The sequence below is a fragment of the Microbacterium neimengense genome, assembly GCF_054782995.1.
Genome location: NZ_BAAGRK010000015.1, coordinates 90,145 through 105,743, shown reverse-complemented (window position 1 = coordinate 105,743; position 15,599 = coordinate 90,145). Strand labels below are relative to the sequence as shown.

The window sequence follows — 15,599 nt, the reverse complement described above, 5'->3', positions numbered from 1 at the left end:
CGGCGTTGTGGGCTCAGCGCTTCTCGAGCTCCTCCGCCACCAGGAAGGCGAGCTCCAGGCTCTGCATGTGGTTCAGGCGAGGATCGCACAGGCTCTCGTAGCGGGTCGCCAGCGTGGCCTCGTCGATCATCTCCGAGCCGCCCAGGCACTCGGTCACGTCATCGCCGGTGAGCTCGACGTGGATGCCGCCCGGGTGCGTGCCCGTGGCGCGGTGCGCCTCGAAGAACCCGCGCACCTCGTCGACCACGTCGTCGAAGCGACGCGTCTTGTAACCGGTCGGTGTCGTGATGCCGTTGCCGTGCATCGGGTCGGTGACCCACAGCGGCGTCGCACCGGCATCCTTCACGGCCTCCAGCAGCGGCGGCAGTGCGTCGCGGATCTTTCCCGCGCCCATTCGCGTGATGAAGGTGAGGCGGCCGGGCTCCCGCTCGGGGTCGAGCTTGTCGATGAGTGCCAGCGCGGTCTCGGGCGTCGTCGAAGGACCGAGCTTCACACCGATCGGGTTGCGGATCTTCGAGAAGTAGTCGACGTGCGCGCCGTCGAGATCGCGCGTGCGCTCCCCGATCCACAGGAAGTGAGCCGACGTGTTGTACGGCGTGCCCGTGCGGGAGTCGATGCGGGTCAAGGGTCGCTCGTAGTCCATGAGCAGACCTTCGTGGCCCGTGTAGAACTCGACGTGTCGCAGCTCGTCGAAGTCGGCTCCGGCGGCCTCCATGAACTTGATGGCGCGGTCGATCTCCGCCGCCAGGCCCTCGTAGCGCTGGTTGGCCGGGTTCTCGGCGAAGCCGCGGTTCCAGCTGTGAACCTCGCGCAGATCCGCGAACCCGCCCTGGGTGAACGCCCGGATGAGATTCAGCGTCGAAGCCGCCGTGTGGTAGGCCTTCTCGAGCCGTCGAGGATCGGCGGTGCGCGAGCCCTCCGTGAAGTCGTAGCCGTTCACGATGTCGCCGCGGTACGCCGGCAGCGTGACATCGCCGCGCGTCTCGGTGTCGCTCGAGCGCGGCTTGGCGAACTGCCCCGCCATGCGTCCCATCTTCACGACCGGCATGGACGCGCCGTACGTCAGCACCACCGCCATCTGCAGCAGCGTCTTGATGCGGTTGCGGATCTGCTCGGCGGTGGCACCGGCGAACGTCTCGGCGCAGTCGCCGCCCTGCAGAAGGAAGGCGCGCCCGGATGCCGCCGTTGCGAGGCGGTCGCGAAGGCGGTCGACCTCTCCCGCGAACACGAGAGGCGGGAGGGTGGCGAGTTCGGCCGAGACGGCCGCGACAGCGTCCGCGTCGGGCCAGGAGGGCTGCTGCTTGATCGGCAGTGAGCGCCAGTGATCGAGCGGGTCCAAGCTGTGGGGCATTCGCTCAGTCTAGCGACGCCGCGGGCGTGTCGATCCCGTGCGTCGACGACGTCGCCAGCCGGTCCTTGACCGTGGAGGCGTAGACGTCGTCGTAACGCTGCGCGCCGAGGCGCTGCAACGCGACCATGATCTCGTCGGTGACCGAGCGCAGGACGTAACGGTCGCCCTCCATGCCCGCGAACCGGGAGAAGTCGAGCGGCTCGCCGATCACGATGCCCACGCGTCCGATGCGCGGGAGTCGCTGGCCGATCGGCATGACCGTATCGGTGTCCACCATGACGACCGGGATGACGGGAACACGCGCCTCGAGCGCCATGCGGGCGATTCCCGTGCGACCGCGGTACAGCCGCCCGTCGGGGCTGCGCGTGCCCTCCGGGTAGATGCCCAGCAGATCACCGCGCCCGAGCACCTGCAAACCGGTGTTGAGCGAGCCCTCCGATGCCTTGCCGCCCGACCGGTCGATCGGGATCTGTCCGGTCGCCTTGAAGAACACGCGCGTCGCCCAGCCCTTGAGGCCGCGGCCGGTGAAGTAGTCGCTCTTGGCGAGGAAGGTCATCGGCCGATCGATCATGAGCGGCAGGAAGATGGAATCGGCGAAGGAGAGATGGTTGCTGGCGAGGATGGCTGCGCCGTCGGCGGGGATGTTGCGCCGACCCACGATCCACGGCCGGAAGATCGCCTTCACGATCGGTCCGATCACGATGTACTTCATCAGCCAGTAGAACATTGTCAGCCCCCTGCGACCGCCCGACGTCGGGCCAGATCCGCGACGCCGATGACGCCGGCGTCGTTCGTGAGACGGGCCACCTGGAAATCGGCGACCGGACGATAACCATACGCGGGCATCGCGGCGGCGAAAGCCTCCCGCATCGGCTCCAACAGCACGTCGCCGAGCTGGGACACTCCCCCGCCGATGACGAAACGCTCCGGGTCGAGGATGGCGGCGAGCCCGCCGCAGGCCGTTCCGACGGCCACCGCGATGCGCCGCAGCGCCTCGAGCGCGCCGGGGTCGCCGTCCTGGACGAGGCGCGAGATGGCGGCACCGGTCAGCCCGCCCTGCTCACGGGACGCCGCGGCCAGGCGCGCCCCGATGCCGAACTCCGCGTCCACGGCGATCTCACGCGCCTCGAGCTGGAGGGCACGACCCGATCCGTACACCTCGAGGCAGCCGCGCTGGCCGCATCCGCACGTGCGCCCCTCGGGAACCAGACGCATGTGGCCGAGCTCCGCGGCCACGCCGTGACCGCCCGAGAGCAGATTGCCGTCCACGACGACGGCACCGCCGACACCCGTTCCCAGGGTGAGCATGACGACGTCGCGCAGATCCTCGCCGGCACCGAAGCGGTATTCCGCCCAGCCGGCCGCGTTCGCGTCGTTCTCGATATGCACACGCACGCCGGTGCGCCGCTCGATGCGCTCTCGCAGCGGTTCGTCGCGCCAGGCGATATTCGGGGCGAAGTAGACGGTCGACCGCTCCCGGTCGATGAAGCCCGCCGCGGCCACGCCGGCCACGAGCTGCTCGCCCGCAGACAGCTCGGTGATCATCTGGCCGACGGCGACCTCGATGCCCGCCACATCCGTGGGGGTTGCGACACGGGCCCTGCGGACGATCGTGCCGTGCTCGTCGACCACGCCACCGGCGATCTTCGTTCCGCCGATGTCGATTCCCACTGCGAACACTGTCGTCCCTTCGTCCGGTAAGGCCTCCAGAAGCTTAGTCGGCGCAGGACAGACCGCCTTCCGCAGGGCCGGAACAAGTCATCTCGACTGCCGCAAGCGGTGGGACTGAGTTCCACGCATGCGTAGACTTGCGTCTCATAGCAACCCGTCCGGTACCGAAGGAGCTGCCGACATGAGCGCAACAGTGTTCGAAGTGCCCGCGATCGTCCCCGCCGACCCGCACGCCAACGTGAGCGACCTGCTCGTGGAGCGCGTGCGCGCGACTCCCGACCGTGCCCTGTTCGCCGTCCCCGACGGTGACGGCTGGCGCGACATCACCGCACGGGAGTTCGAGCGCCAGGTCGTCGCGCTCGCGAAGGGCTTCGTCTCGGCGGGTGTCGCCCCCGGCGACAAGGTGGGTTTCCTGGCCCGCACGACCTACGACTGGACACTGGTCGACTTCGCCCTCTTCTACGCGGGCGCCGTGATGGTGCCGATCTACGAGACGAGCTCCCCCAGCCAGATCGAGTGGATCCTCTCCGACTCCGGTGCCGTCGCCTGCCTCGTCGAGACCGCCGAGCACGCGTCTCGGCTCGCCGAGGTGCGCGACAGGCTCCCCCTCGTGCGCTCCTCGTGGCAGATGTTCGCCGGCGACCTCGACACGATGATCACCGCCGGCTCCGCCGTACCCGACGAGGAGATCCAGCGTCGACGCGCGCTCGCCGAATCCTCCGACATCGCCACGCTCATCTACACCTCGGGGTCGACCGGGAGGCCGAAGGGATGCGTGCTGACGCACGGCAACTTCGTGGAGCTCGCGCGCAACTCCGCCACCTCGTTGAAGGAGGTCGTCAACACGCCCGGCGCCTCCACCGTCCTGTTCATCACGACCGCACACGTGTTCGCGCGCTTCATCTCGATCCTCAACATCCACGCGGGTGTGAAGACGGGTCACCAGCCCGACACGAAGCAGCTGCTGGCCGCTCTCGGCTCCTTCAAGCCGACCTTCCTGCTGGCCGTCCCGCGCGTGTTCGAGAAGGTCTACAACTCGGCGGAGCAGAAGGCGGAAGCCGGCGGCAAGGGCAAGATCTTCCGTGCGGCCGCGCAGGTCGCGATCGATCACTCCGCCTATCTGCAGGACGGCCGGCGCATCCCCCTCGGGATGAAGATCAAGTTCGCCCTCTTCGACAGACTCGTCTACAGCAAACTGCGTGAGGCCATGGGAGGTCAGGTGCGCTACGCCGTCTCCGGCTCCGCGCCCCTCGGTCCGCGGCTCGGACACTTCTTCCACAGTCTCGGCGTGCACATCCTCGAGGGCTACGGCCTGACGGAGACCACCGCGCCCGCGACGGTGAATCTCGCCACGCGGTCCAAGATCGGCACCGTCGGGCCCGCGATCCCGGGTGTCGGCATCCGACTCGCGGAGGACGGCGAGATCCAGGTGCGCGGTGTGAACGTGTTCAAGGAGTACTGGCAGAACCCGGAGGCGACGGCGGCGGCGTTCGACGGTGACTGGTTCAAGACCGGAGACCTCGGTTCGCTCGACGAAGACGGCTACCTGACGATCACCGGCCGCAAGAAGGAGATCATCGTCACCGCGGGCGGCAAGAACGTCGCACCGGCCGCGCTCGAGGACCCGATCCGCGCCAACCCGATCATCGGACAGGTCGTGGTCGTGGGCGATCAGAAGCCCTTCATCTCGGCGCTGGTCACGCTGGATCCCGAGATGCTGCCGACGTGGCTGGAGAACAACGGCCGCTCCAAGGACCTCACTCTCGCCCAGGCCGCGCACGACCCCGCGGTCCGCTCCGAGGTGCAGCAGGCCATCGACAAGGCGAACGCCGGCGTCTCCCGCGCCGAGTCGATCCGCAAGTTCGTGATCCTGCCCACGGAGTGGACGGAGGCCAGCGGCCACCTCACCCCGAAGCTGTCGATCAAGCGCAACGTGATCCTCGCGGACTTCGCCGACGACGTCGAGCAGCTCTACCGGGCGCCCGAGGAGACGACGCAGAACGTCCCGCTCCCCTGAGCGAACGAGAAGGCGGGCCCGCATCCGATCTCGGATGCGGGCCCGCCTTCTTCATGACTCAGAACCAGTCGCTCTCGCGCACCTCCCGCAACGCGACCCGCCGGCGCTCCTTGTCGAGCCGGTCGAGGTACAGCATCCCGTCGAGGTGATCGGTCTCGTGCTGCAGCGCTTGCGCCATGAGGCCGTCGCCCTCCAGCACGAGCTCGTTGCCGTCGAGGTCGATGCCTGCGACCTTCGCATGCGGGTATCGCATCACGTCGTGCCAGAGGCCGGGCACCGAGAGGCATCCCTCGCCGGTCAACTCCGGCTCGCCGGAGACCTCGACGAGCACCGGGTTGAGGATGTACCCGATCTCGCCGTCGACGTTGTAGCTGAACGCCCGCAGCCCGACGCCGATCTGCGGCGCGGCGACCCCGGCGCGGCCCGGCAGCTCGACGGTCTCGACGAGGTCGCGCACGAGCGCGTGCACACCCTCATCGATGTCGACGATCTCGCTCGCCCGGCTCTTGAGCACAGGGTCGCCGAACAGTCGGATGGCTCGTACCGTCATGATGCGGCCGCCACGCGCAGACCCTCGACGGCGACGGCGGCGAGCTGGCGCGCCGCGGCACGCGTGGCGGGCTGGAGGTCGCGGAACGAGATCGCACTGCCCGTGGCGATGCGCGCGTCGTAGGGCACGCGCACGACCTGCCGCACGCGCGAGCGGAAGTGCTGCTCCAGCTCGTCCAGGCGCACCAGCGGCGCCCCCGGGCGCGACGCGTTCAGAACCACGACGGCCGAGCGCGCCAGATCCGTGTAGCCGTTCGTCTCGAGCCACGTGAGCGTCTCGGACGCCAGCCGCGCCTCGTCGACGCTGAGCCCGGAAACGATGACGAGCGCATCGGCGGCCTCCAGCGTCGCATCCATCACCGAGTGCACGATGCCGGTGCCGGTGTCGGTCAGAACGATGGAGTAGTAATGCGCGGCGAGAGCGGCGACCTCGCGATAGTCAGCGTCGTCGAACGCCTCGGACACGTGCGGATCGGTGTCGGAGGCGAGCACATCCAGGCGCGTGTCATCGCGGGCGACGACAGCCGAGATCTCGTTGAAGCCGTGGATCGGTGCCGCGTGGGTGGCGAGATCGCGCACGGTCTTGCCGCTGGGGCGACCCACCCGCTCGGCGAGCGTGCCGCGGTCGGGGTTCGCATCCAGCGCGATGACCCGGTCGTCGCGCGCGTCGGCCAGCGCCATTCCGAGCAGAGCGGTGACCGTCGTCTTGCCGACGCCGCCCTTACGCGAGAGGACGGCCACAAAGCGCGCGCCGCCATCGAGGGGCGCGGCGATGCGCTGGTCGAGCTCGCGCCGCTGGCGGGAGCGGCGGCTGTCACCCAGGCGCACCCGACCTCCGCTGAGCGTGTAGACCAGGCTCGGCCACGCACCCTCGGGTTCGCGCTTGGGCAGACGATCGGTCTCCAGCAGCCGATCGGCCGTCAGCAGATCCGCGCTCTCGCGCCGGGACTCCTCCTGATCGACGCGTCGCGCAGCCAGCGTGACGGGTGCCGGCGCAGCATCCACGGGTGCGATGGATGCCGACTCGGATCGCGTCGCGGCCGCAGGTGCCGCTGTCGCGGCGGGAGCGAGCGGTGCCACGCCGTCGGTGGCGGTCACCGGAACGCGCACCCGCGTGGTCGGAGGCGCAACGGGCTCCGGCGCACGCGCCGCAGGGGCCTGAGGCTCCCCGGCCGCGGGAGGCTCGATCTCCGCGTCCTGGATGTCGAGGTCGGACGTGCGCACGGGCGTGAACTCGCCCGTGTCTTCCAGGGTCGCGATGACCACGGGCTCGGCCACGGGGACCGCCTCGTCGGCGACGACATCGTCGTCGATCCCGTCGTCGTCGGCGACCGGCAATGTCACCGCGACCTGCGCGGTCTGGGTTCCGAGAATGTCGATGCCGGCCGCGTCGACGCGGACCGGCTGGTCCAGGATGTCGTCGTCGTGGCCGGTCATCTGATCGTCACGATCAGGCATGGCTTAGGTACTCCCAACGGGCCGCCGGATCTCCGGCGCCCACCTCAGGCTAATGCGCGCCTTTGACCACGACCAAAAGGTCGCCCGCTTCGACCTGCTGGGTCGACCCGATCGCGACCCTCTCGACGACGCCGTCGATGGGGCTCGTGATGGCCGCCTCCATCTTCATGGCCTCGATCGAGGCGACCGCCTCTCCCGCCCGCACCCTCGCTCCTTGCACCGCCTTCAGCGTCACCACTCCGGAGAACGGCGCGGCGATCTGACCGGCCTTGGAGGTGTCGGCCTTCTCCGCCGGAGCCGCATCGACGGCGATGGACCGGTCGCGCACGAAGACGGGCCGCAGCTGACCGTTGAGCGTGGTCATGACGGTACGCATGCCCTTGTCATCGGGTTCGCCGATGGCCTCGAGACCCACCCACAGCTGCACGCCCCGCTCGATCTCGACGACGTGCTCGCCCCCGGACGTCAACCCGTACAGGTAATCCGCCGTGTCGAGCACGGCCAGATCGCCATAGGCGTCCCGCGCCTCGTGGAAGGTGCGCGTGGGTCCGGGAAACAGCAGCCGGTTGAGAGTCGCGCGCCGGTTCGTCCCCGGCTCGGTCAGCGCCGCCGCATCCGCCTCGTCGAGCGCCCCCGCGTCTTCCGCGATCGTGCGGCCGGCAAGCACCTTGCTGCGGAAGGGCTCGGGCCATCCGCCCGGCAGATCGCCCAGCTGGCCCGCCATGAACGAGACGACAGAGTCCGGGATGTCGTAGTTCTGCGGGTTCTCGGCGAAATCGGCGGGGTCGGCGCGGACCGCGGCGAGGTGCAGCGCGAGGTCGCCGACGACCTTCGACGACGGAGTCACCTTCGGAACGCGCCCGAGGATGTCGTTCGCCGCAGCGTACATGTCCTCGATCAGCTCGAAGTCCTCCGCCAGCCCGAGGGCGATCGCCTGCTGGCGCAGGTTGGACAACTGCCCACCGGGGATCTCGTGCCGGTACACACGCCCCGTGGGGCCTGGAAGACCCGACTCGAAGGGACGGTACAGGTGGCGCACGGCCTCCCAGTAGGGCTCGAGATCTGCGACCGCGGCGAGCGGGATGCCGGTGTCTCGCTCGGTGTGCGCGAGGGCGGCGACGAGCGCCGAGAGCGACGGCTGGCTCGTGGTGCCCGACATCGGGGCGGCGGCGGCATCCACCGCATCGGCTCCTGCCGCGCTGACGGCCAGCAGCGTGGCCAGCTGGCCGCCGGCCGTGTCATGGGTGTGTACGTGGACCGGCACGTCGAAACGCTCGCGCAGGGCGCTGACCAGGCGCGCCCCGGCAGCCGGGCGCAGCAGACCCGCCATGTCCTTGATGCCGATGACGTGCGCTCCGGCGGAGACCATCTCGTCCGCGAGGCGCAGGTAGTAGTCGAGCGTGTACAGATCCTCGGCGGGATCGAGCATGTCGCCGGTGTAGCAGAGCGCCGCTTCGGCGACGGCCGTGCCCGTGGCGAGGACGGCATCGATGGCCGGACGCATCTGCGTCACGTCGTTGAGAGCATCGAAGATGCGGAAGATGTCGACGCCGGATGCGGCCGCCTCCGCGACGAAGGCATCGGTGACCGCCGTCGGGTACGGGGTGTAGCCGACCGTGTTGCGCCCGCGCAGCAGCATCTGGATCGCGATGTTGGGCAGAGCTCCGCGCAGCGCGTCGAGGCGTTCCCACGGGTCCTCTCCGAGGAAGCGCAGCGCGACGTCGTATGTGGCGCCGCCCCAGGCCTCCACGGAAAGCAGCTGCGGGGTCAGACGGGCGACGTAGGGGGCGACGGTGACGAGGTCCTTCGTGCGCACCCGCGTGGCGAGCAGCGACTGGTGGGCGTCGCGGAACGTCGTGTCGGTGACCGCGAGTCGCGTCTGGGCGCGCAATTCCGCGGCGAACCCGGCGGGGCCGAGCTCCTGGAGGCGCTGACGCGACCCGGCAGGCGCGGGCTCGCGCAGGTCGAGGTGCGGGAGCTTCGCCGTCGGTGACGCCGTCGCCGGCCTCGTCCCGTGCGGTTGGTTGACCGTCACGTCGACCAGCCAGTTCAGGATCTTCGAACCGCGGTCCTTCGACTCCCGTCCGCGCAGCAGTTCGGGGCGCTCGTCGATGAAGGAGGTGCTGATGTCCCCTGCCGCGAAGGCCGGGTCGTCCAGCACCGCCTGCAGGAACGGGATGTTGGTCGAGACGCCGCGGATGCGGAACTCCGCCAGCGCCCGGCGCGCCCTGGCCACGGCCGCCGGAAAGTCCCTGCCGCGGCACGTCAGCTTGGCGAGCATCGAGTCGAAGTGCGGACTGATCTGCGAGCCCGCCGCCGTCGTTCCGCCGTCGAGGCGGATGCCCGCACCACCCGGCGAGCGGTACGTCGTGATCTTGCCGGTGTCGGGGCGGAAGCCCTGTGTCGGGTCCTCGGTCGTCAACCGGCACTGCAGCGCGGCGCCGCGGAGCGGGATCTCGGGCTGCGTGAGCCCGAGCTCGGCCAGCGTCGCCCCCGCGGCGATCCGCATCTGCGCCTGTACCAGGTCGACGTCCGTGACTTCCTCGGTGACGGTGTGCTCGACCTGGATGCGGGGGTTCATCTCGATGAAGACGACCTCGCCGGCGCGAGGGCCTGCCGTCTCCAGCAGGAACTCGACCGTGCCGGCGTTCTGGTAGCCGATCGAGCGGGCGAAGGCGACGGCGTAGCGATGGAGGTCGGCGCGCACGGCGTCGTCGAGATTCGGAGCCGGGGCGATCTCGATGACCTTCTGGTGGCGCCGCTGGACCGAGCAGTCGCGCTCGTAGAGGTGGACGGTCTCCCCCGCCCCATCGGCGAGAACCTGCACCTCGATGTGCCGCGGACGCTGCACCGCCTGCTCGAGGAACATCCGGGGGTCGCCGAACGCGCTCTGCGCCTCGCGCATCGCCTCCGCCAACGCCGGGCCGAGCTCCGCCGCGGTCTCGACGCGTCGCATCCCGCGTCCCCCGCCGCCGGCGACGGCCTTCGCGAACAGCGGGAACCCGATCCCCTCCGCCGCAGCGAGGAGCGCATCGACGTCGTCGGAGGCATCCGTCGAGCGGAGCACCGGAACACCGGCATCCCGTGCGTGCTGCTTGGCGGTCACCTTGTTGCCTGCCATCGCGAGCACGCGGGCCGGCGGACCGATGAAGGCGATCCCCTCCTCGTCCGCGCGAGCCGCGAGCTCCGGGTTCTCGGAGAGGAAGCCGTAGCCGGGGTAGATGGCGTCGGCGCCGGACTCGACGGCGACGCGGATGATCTCCTCGACGTCGAGGTACGCCCGCACCGGGGCACCCTTGGTGCCGATCTGGTAGGCCTCGTCGGCCTTCAGCCGGTGAAGGGAGAACCTGTCCTCATAGGGATAGATGGCGACCGTGCGGGCCCCGACCTCGAATGCCGCGCGGAAGGCGCGGATGGCGATCTCGCCGCGGTTGGCGACCAGGATCTTCCGGAACATCGGGACCTCGCATCCGTCGTGAGGCGGGGGTGTCCGGCGGCCGGGTACGCCGCCTCACACATCGTTGAGTGTGCTCACAGCCTAGGGGACGGTAACGTAGGGAAGCGTGCACGTCCTTTCCGTCAGTTCCCTCAAAGGCGGCGTCGGCAAGACGACCGTGACACTCGGTCTCGCCTCGGCGGCCTTCGCGCGCGGCGTGCGGACCCTCGTGGTGGACCTCGACCCACAGTCCGACGTTTCCACCGGCATGGATATCCAGGTCGCCGGCCGCCTGAACGTGGCCGATGTCCTCGCCAATCCCAAGGACAAGGTCGTCAAGCAGGCGATCACCTCCAGCGGCTGGACCAAGGTGCACCCGGGCACGATCGACGTGATGATCGGCAGCCCGTCCGCCATCAACTTCGACGGACCGCATCCGAGCGTGCGCGACGTGTGGAAGCTCGAAGAAGCCCTCGCCACCGTCGAGGCGGACTACGACCTCGTGCTGATCGACTGCGCGCCGTCGTTGAACGCGCTCACGCGCACGGCCTGGGCCGCCAGCGACCGCGTCGTCGTGATCACGGAGCCAGGGCTGTTCTCCGTCGCCGCCGCCGACCGCGCCCTCCGCGCCATCGAGGAGATCCGCCGCGGTCTCTCCCCGCGCCTCCAACCTCTGGGCATCGTCGTCAACCGCGTCCGGCCCCAGTCGATCGAGCACCAGTTCCGCATCAAGGAGCTGCGCGACATGTTCGGTCCGCTCGTGCTCTCTCCCCAACTGCCCGAGCGCACCTCGCTGCAGCAGGCGCAGGGCGCGGCGAAGCCCCTACACATCTGGCCCGGCGATTCGGCCCAGGAACTCGCGGCCGACTTCGATGCTCTGCTGGATCGGATCATGCGCACGGGTCGCATCGCGACCCCCGAGGACGCACCGGCGCAGTGACCACCGCCTGAAGCGCCGTCGACCGAAGGGTCGGCGGCGCTTCACGCATCCGGATGCCGTGCGCGTACACGCAGCCGGCCCGCCTCGAGCGAACCCCGCGCAAGCGCGCGGAACGCTCAGGCCGTGCGGCGCGTGCGGCGAGCGGCGAGCTCGTCGGTGGGATCGGGCGCCTGCGCATCGAACGAGACGAGCGTGGACTCGACCTCGCGCAGGACCTTGCCGACCGCGATGCCGAAGACGCCCTGGCCACGGCTGACGAGGTCGATGACCTCGTCGTTGGATGTGCACAGGTACACCGACGCGCCGTCGCTCATGAGCGTCGTGCCGGTGAGGTCGCGGATGCCGGCGACGCGCAGCTGCTCGACAGCCGTGCGGATCTGCTGGAGGGAGATGCCGGTGTCGAGAAGTCGTTTGACGAGCTTGAGCACCAGGATGTCGCGGAAGCCGTACAGGCGCTGCGAACCCGACCCCGACGCGCCGCGAACCGTGGGCTCGACGAGCTCGGTGCGGGCCCAGTAGTCGAGCTGGCGGTAGGTGATACCCGCCGCGCGCGCGGCGACCGCGCCGCGATAGCCGACTTCGTCGTCCATCTGCGGTAGGCCGTCGGTGAAGAGGAGGTCGGCGGCGAGAGGGGTCTCGTCGAACGGTTCGCCGGCAATCATGCGGGCGCCTCCTTCGTGTCGCGGGTTACCTCCACGCTAGAGGAGGCCACCCCCCGCGGCAATGACATCCGCGTCGGAGAATCGGCGTGTCGCGCGATCATCCGTCGAGCCGTTCCAGCGAGGCGCGCACGAGCGCCTCGCGGACGTCGGCGATGCGCCGAGCAAGCTCGGGCGCGGTCTCCGCAGCGCGGCCGCGCGAGGTCGCATCCGTGCGTCGGCGCAGCGGAGCGAGCGCGGACTCCACGAGGGAGACGTCGCGATCAGCGCTCTGCTTCACGGCGCGCAGGTGCCGCGGTTCGATGCCGTGACGGTCGAGGGCTACGAGTGCACGCAGCATCGTCAGCGCCTGCTCGTCGTAGGTCTCGCCGCCCACGATCAGGCCCGTGCTGAGCGCGTCGTTGAGCAGCTGCGTGCCCGCACCGGCGGTGCGCAGCAGTTCATCGCGGCGATAGCGCCGGGCTGCGGGGACGATGGAGCGCGGCACGCCGCCCGCGGGGGCGGCGGGGTCGCGGCCCGCATCCAGATCATCCAGGTACTCGCGGATGACGACGAGCGGGAGGTAGTGGTCCCTTTGCAGCGTGAGGGCCAGGCGCAGCCGTTCGAGGTCCTTCGGCGTGAACTTGCGATAGCCGGTCTCGGTGCGCCGGGGGCTGACGATGCCCTGCACCTCGAGAAAACGCAGCTTGCTCGAGGTCAGCGCCGGGAACTCGGGGGTCAGTCGCGCGAGCACCTGCCCGATGCTCAGCAGGCCCGTGGCCTCACTGCGGCCACGGGCGGAGACCGCTGCCATCAGCCTTCTGCTGCCGCGAGGTCGGCGGGCGATACGAAGAAGTTGAGACGGAACTTGCCGATGCGCACCTCGGCACCGTTGCTGAGCGTGTCGCGGTCGACGCGCTCACCGTTGACGTACGTCCCGTTCAGCGAACGCTGATCGACGATCTCGAACGCGCGCCCCACACGAGTGATCTCGGCGTGACGACGCGACACGGTCACGTCGTCGAAGAAGATGTCGGCATCGGGGTGCCGACCCACCGTGGTGACGTCGGTGTCCAGCAGATAACGGGCTCCCGCGGTCGGGCCCGATCGCACGATGAACAGCGCGGCTCCCGAGGGGAGCGCTTCGATCGCCTCGAGCTCGGGCTCGCTCAGCTCGCTGCCGAACGGCACGAACGACAGGTCCGAGTCGTGCCCGAAGGTCTGCGTGGTGTCGTGCGCCGGCACGGCTCGGTCGCTCTCGCGACGGATGCTGTCCGGCCGGGGCCTGTACTGCTCGTCCACGTCGTCCTCCTCTCAACCAGCCTAACCGATCGCACCCGCTGCCCGACATCGCTCTCGGGAGCGGATTCTGCGTGCGGCATGCATCGTCCCGGCCGCGCGGCGCCGCCACGCACAGCCGACCGAAAGCACGCGGCGTTAGGCTCGTCGCCGTGACTTCCCAGACCTCTCGCCGTCGTCCCGTGCGCGCGCTCGTCGCCACCCTCGCCACGCTTCTGCTCGCCGCCGGCGGGGTCGCGCTGGGCGCAGCGCCCGCCTTCGCCCACGATGAGCTCGTCTCCTCGGACCCGGCATCCGGCTCCACCGTGGAGACCTTGCCTGCGGCGCTCACCCTCACCTTCAGCGGCGATCTGCTCTCCGACGCGTCGACGACCGTCATCCAGGTCACGGACGCCGCCGGCGCATCGCTCGCCGACGGCGCTCCCAGCGTCAGCGGCAACGTCGTCACCCAGGCTCTGACCGGTTCTGCGAGCGGACAGATCGCCGTCGCGTGGCGTGTGGTCTCCAGCGACGGGCACCCGATCTCCGGCGAGTTCGCCTTCACCTCGAACGCCGCCCCGATCGCCACGCCGACCCCGACCGAGACTCCCGAAGCGACGCCCGCGGCCTCTGCCGCGCCGGAGCCGGAGATGACCGCCTTCACCGAACAGGCGCCCGCTTCGGAGGAGTCGGCGCCGGTCTGGCCGTGGATCGTCGGCGCCGTCGTCGTGCTCATCGCGATCGCCCTCGTGGTGTGGCTTCTGGGGGCGCGGGCGCGTCAGCAGAAGCAGTCGGCGAGCGAGCGGACAGCAGGCCGTTCCAACTCCACCGAGCGATAGGCTGGACGCATGCCTCATTACGACGTCGTCATCCTCGGCGCGGGCCCCGGCGGGTACGTCGCGGCCGTGCGCAGCGCACAGCTCGGCCTCTCCACCGCAATCATCGAAGAGAAGTACTGGGGCGGTGTGTGCCTCAACGTCGGCTGCATCCCCTCCAAGGCGCTTCTCAAGAACGCGGAGCTCGCCCACACCTTCGCCCACAAGGCCAAGCTGTTCGGCATCACCGGCGAGGTGACCTTCGACTACGGCGTGGCGTTCGACCGCAGCCGTGAGGTGGCGGACGGCCGCGTCAAGGGCATCCACTACCTGATGAAGAAGAACAAGGTCACCGAGTACGACGGCCGCGGAACCTTCGTCGACGACCACTCCATCGACGTCGCGAAGAGCGATGGCTCGACCGAGCGCGTCACCTTCGACAACGTCATCATCGCCACGGGCTCCACCGTGCGACTGCTTCCGGGTGTGACCCTGAGCGAGAACGTCGTGACGTACGAGGAGCAGATCCTCTCGCGCGAGCTCCCGTCCTCGATCGTCATCGTCGGTGCCGGCGCGATCGGCATGGAGTTCGCGTACGTCATGTCGAACTACGGCGTGAAGGTCACGATCATCGAGTTCCTCGACCGCGCGCTTCCCAACGAGGACGCCGACGTGTCGAAGGAGATCCAGAAGCAGTACCGCAACTACGGCATCGACATCCTGACCTCGACGAAGGTCGAGTCGGTGGTCGACTCCGGCGACAAGGTCACCGTGACCTACACCGACAACAAGAGCGGTGCGCAGAGCTCGATCGAGGCCGACAAGGTGCTCATGTCGATCGGCTTCGCGCCGCGCGTCGAGGGCTTCGGTCTGGAGAGGACCGGCGTCGCTCTCACCGACCGCGGCGCCATCGCGATCGACGACTACATGCGCACGAACGTGCCGCACATCTACGCGATCGGCGACGTCACCGCCAAGCTGCAGCTCGCCCACGTCGCCGAGGCGCAGGGCGTCGTGGCGGCCGAGACGATCGGCAAGGCGGAGACCATGGCGCTGGGCGACTACCGGATGATGCCTCGCGCGACGTTCTGCTCGCCGCAGGTCGCCTCGTTCGGCCTCACCGAGGCGCAGGCGCGCGAGACCGGTCGCGAGATCAAGGTCGCGACCTTCCCGTTCATGGCCAACGGCAAGGCCCACGGACTCGGCGAGCCCGTCGGCTTCGTGAAGCTGATCGCGGACGCGGAGCACCTCGAGCTGCTCGGCGGCCACATGATCGGACCGGACGTGTCCGAGCTGCTGCCCGAGCTGACGCTGGCCCAGAAGTGGGACCTCACCGCCCTCGAGCTGGCGCGCAACGTGCACACGCACCCGACGCTGTCCGAGGCCCTGCAGGAGGCCTTCCACGGTCTCGCGGGTCACATGATCAACTTCTGATCGTCGGATCGA

General features: G+C 69.5%; 13 protein-coding genes. 4 read left to right on the top strand and 9 right to left on the bottom strand.

The window, feature by feature from the left end; all coding sequences use genetic code 11:
* Positions 1 to 13: 13 nt before the first annotated feature.
* From ACYVJS_RS11025 to ACYVJS_RS11015, 3 genes are read right to left on the bottom strand one after another with little or no spacing between them, the layout of a single operon-like run.
* Positions 14 to 1,351, bottom strand: coding sequence for a class II 3-deoxy-7-phosphoheptulonate synthase (locus ACYVJS_RS11025; RefSeq protein ID WP_137416717.1), 1,338 nt, complete (start codon positions 1,349 to 1,351; stop codon positions 14 to 16).
* Between the two features lie 4 nt (positions 1,352 to 1,355).
* The gene (locus ACYVJS_RS11020; protein ID WP_460739993.1) at positions 1,356 to 2,078 is read right to left on the bottom strand and encodes a lysophospholipid acyltransferase family protein; all 723 of its coding nucleotides are present in this window, start codon (positions 2,076 to 2,078) and stop codon (positions 1,356 to 1,358) included.
* 2 nt (positions 2,079 to 2,080) lie between these two features.
* Positions 2,081 to 3,031, bottom strand: coding sequence for an ROK family glucokinase (locus tag ACYVJS_RS11015; RefSeq protein ID WP_460739992.1), 951 nt, complete (start codon positions 3,029 to 3,031; stop codon positions 2,081 to 2,083).
* Positions 3,032 to 3,203: 172 nt separating this feature from the next.
* On the opposite strand from ACYVJS_RS11015, the gene ACYVJS_RS11010 reads away from it, so the two are divergent.
* Positions 3,204 to 5,039 (top strand): AMP-dependent synthetase/ligase, encoded by a 1,836-nt coding sequence (locus ACYVJS_RS11010; RefSeq protein ID WP_460739991.1) that lies wholly within the window; start codon positions 3,204 to 3,206, stop codon positions 5,037 to 5,039.
* A gap of 58 nt (positions 5,040 to 5,097) precedes the next feature.
* Here the strand turns inward: ACYVJS_RS11010 and def are convergent, their stop codons facing one another.
* The 3 genes from def to ACYVJS_RS10995 are packed head-to-tail and all read right to left on the bottom strand — an operon-like array spanning position 5,098 to position 10,503.
* Positions 5,098 to 5,589 carry a peptide deformylase gene (def, locus tag ACYVJS_RS11005; protein WP_243228105.1) on the bottom strand — a complete coding sequence of 164 codons (492 nt, stop codon included), beginning with the start codon at positions 5,587 to 5,589 and terminating at the stop codon, positions 5,098 to 5,100.
* Positions 5,586 to 7,046, bottom strand: coding sequence for a MinD/ParA family ATP-binding protein (locus ACYVJS_RS11000; protein WP_460739990.1), 1,461 nt, complete (start codon positions 7,044 to 7,046; stop codon positions 5,586 to 5,588). Before ACYVJS_RS11000 ends, def begins: the two co-directional genes overlap by 4 nt.
* Before the next feature lie 49 nt (positions 7,047 to 7,095).
* The gene (locus ACYVJS_RS10995) at positions 7,096 to 10,503 is read right to left on the bottom strand and encodes a pyruvate carboxylase (RefSeq protein WP_460739988.1); all 3,408 of its coding nucleotides are present in this window, start codon (positions 10,501 to 10,503) and stop codon (positions 7,096 to 7,098) included.
* Between the two features lie 106 nt (positions 10,504 to 10,609).
* Here ACYVJS_RS10995 and ACYVJS_RS10990 point away from each other — a divergent pair, with 106 nt between their 5' ends.
* Positions 10,610 to 11,422, top strand: a complete 813-nt coding sequence (locus ACYVJS_RS10990; RefSeq protein ID WP_137416710.1) for a ParA family protein — start codon at positions 10,610 to 10,612, stop codon at positions 11,420 to 11,422.
* A 116-nt stretch (positions 11,423 to 11,538) separates the two neighbouring features.
* Here the strand turns inward: ACYVJS_RS10990 and ACYVJS_RS10985 are convergent, their stop codons facing one another.
* The 3 genes from ACYVJS_RS10985 to ACYVJS_RS10975 all read right to left on the bottom strand — a co-directional run bounded on the left by ACYVJS_RS10985 (position 11,539) and on the right by ACYVJS_RS10975 (position 13,362).
* Positions 11,539 to 12,084 carry a MerR family transcriptional regulator gene (locus tag ACYVJS_RS10985; protein WP_460739987.1) on the bottom strand — a complete coding sequence of 182 codons (546 nt, stop codon included), beginning with the start codon at positions 12,082 to 12,084 and terminating at the stop codon, positions 11,539 to 11,541.
* Positions 12,085 to 12,181: 97 nt separating this feature from the next.
* Positions 12,182 to 12,874, bottom strand: a complete 693-nt coding sequence (gene ftsR / locus ACYVJS_RS10980) for a transcriptional regulator FtsR (protein WP_460739986.1) — start codon at positions 12,872 to 12,874, stop codon at positions 12,182 to 12,184.
* Positions 12,874 to 13,362 carry an FHA domain-containing protein gene (locus tag ACYVJS_RS10975; protein WP_460739985.1) on the bottom strand — a complete coding sequence of 163 codons (489 nt, stop codon included), beginning with the start codon at positions 13,360 to 13,362 and terminating at the stop codon, positions 12,874 to 12,876. The genes ftsR and ACYVJS_RS10975 overlap by 1 nt, the downstream gene beginning before the upstream one ends.
* Before the next feature lie 149 nt (positions 13,363 to 13,511).
* Here ACYVJS_RS10975 and ACYVJS_RS10970 point away from each other — a divergent pair, with 149 nt between their 5' ends.
* Together ACYVJS_RS10970 and lpdA are read left to right on the top strand one after the other, a co-directional pair.
* Entirely contained in the window at positions 13,512 to 14,177 is a 666-nt protein-coding gene (locus tag ACYVJS_RS10970; RefSeq protein WP_460739984.1) for a copper resistance protein CopC, read from the top strand.
* A gap of 9 nt (positions 14,178 to 14,186) precedes the next feature.
* Positions 14,187 to 15,587, top strand: a complete 1,401-nt coding sequence (gene lpdA, locus ACYVJS_RS10965) for a dihydrolipoyl dehydrogenase (RefSeq protein ID WP_460739983.1) — start codon at positions 14,187 to 14,189, stop codon at positions 15,585 to 15,587.
* Positions 15,588 to 15,599 lie beyond the last annotated feature (12 nt).

Excerpts from the sequence above, each read along its gene's own strand:
- ACYVJS_RS11025 (WP_137416717.1), bottom strand. The coding sequence starts at position 1,351 with ATGCCCCACAGCTTGGACCCGCTCGATCACTGGCGCTCACTGCCGATC.
- ACYVJS_RS11020 (WP_460739993.1), bottom strand. The coding sequence starts at position 2,078 with ATGTTCTACTGGCTGATGAAGTACATCGTGATCGGACCGATCGTGAAG.
- ACYVJS_RS11010 (WP_460739991.1), top strand. The coding sequence starts at position 3,204 with ATGAGCGCAACAGTGTTCGAAGTGCCCGCGATCGTCCCCGCCGACCCG.
- def (WP_243228105.1), bottom strand. The coding sequence starts at position 5,589 with ATGACGGTACGAGCCATCCGACTGTTCGGCGACCCTGTGCTCAAGAGC.
- ACYVJS_RS11000 (WP_460739990.1), bottom strand. The coding sequence starts at position 7,046 with ATGCCTGATCGTGACGATCAGATGACCGGCCACGACGACGACATCCTG.
- ACYVJS_RS10995 (WP_460739988.1), bottom strand. The coding sequence starts at position 10,503 with ATGTTCCGGAAGATCCTGGTCGCCAACCGCGGCGAGATCGCCATCCGC.
- ACYVJS_RS10985 (WP_460739987.1), bottom strand. The coding sequence starts at position 12,084 with ATGATTGCCGGCGAACCGTTCGACGAGACCCCTCTCGCCGCCGACCTC.
- ftsR (WP_460739986.1), bottom strand. The coding sequence starts at position 12,874 with ATGGCAGCGGTCTCCGCCCGTGGCCGCAGTGAGGCCACGGGCCTGCTG.
- lpdA (WP_460739983.1), top strand. The coding sequence starts at position 14,187 with ATGCCTCATTACGACGTCGTCATCCTCGGCGCGGGCCCCGGCGGGTAC.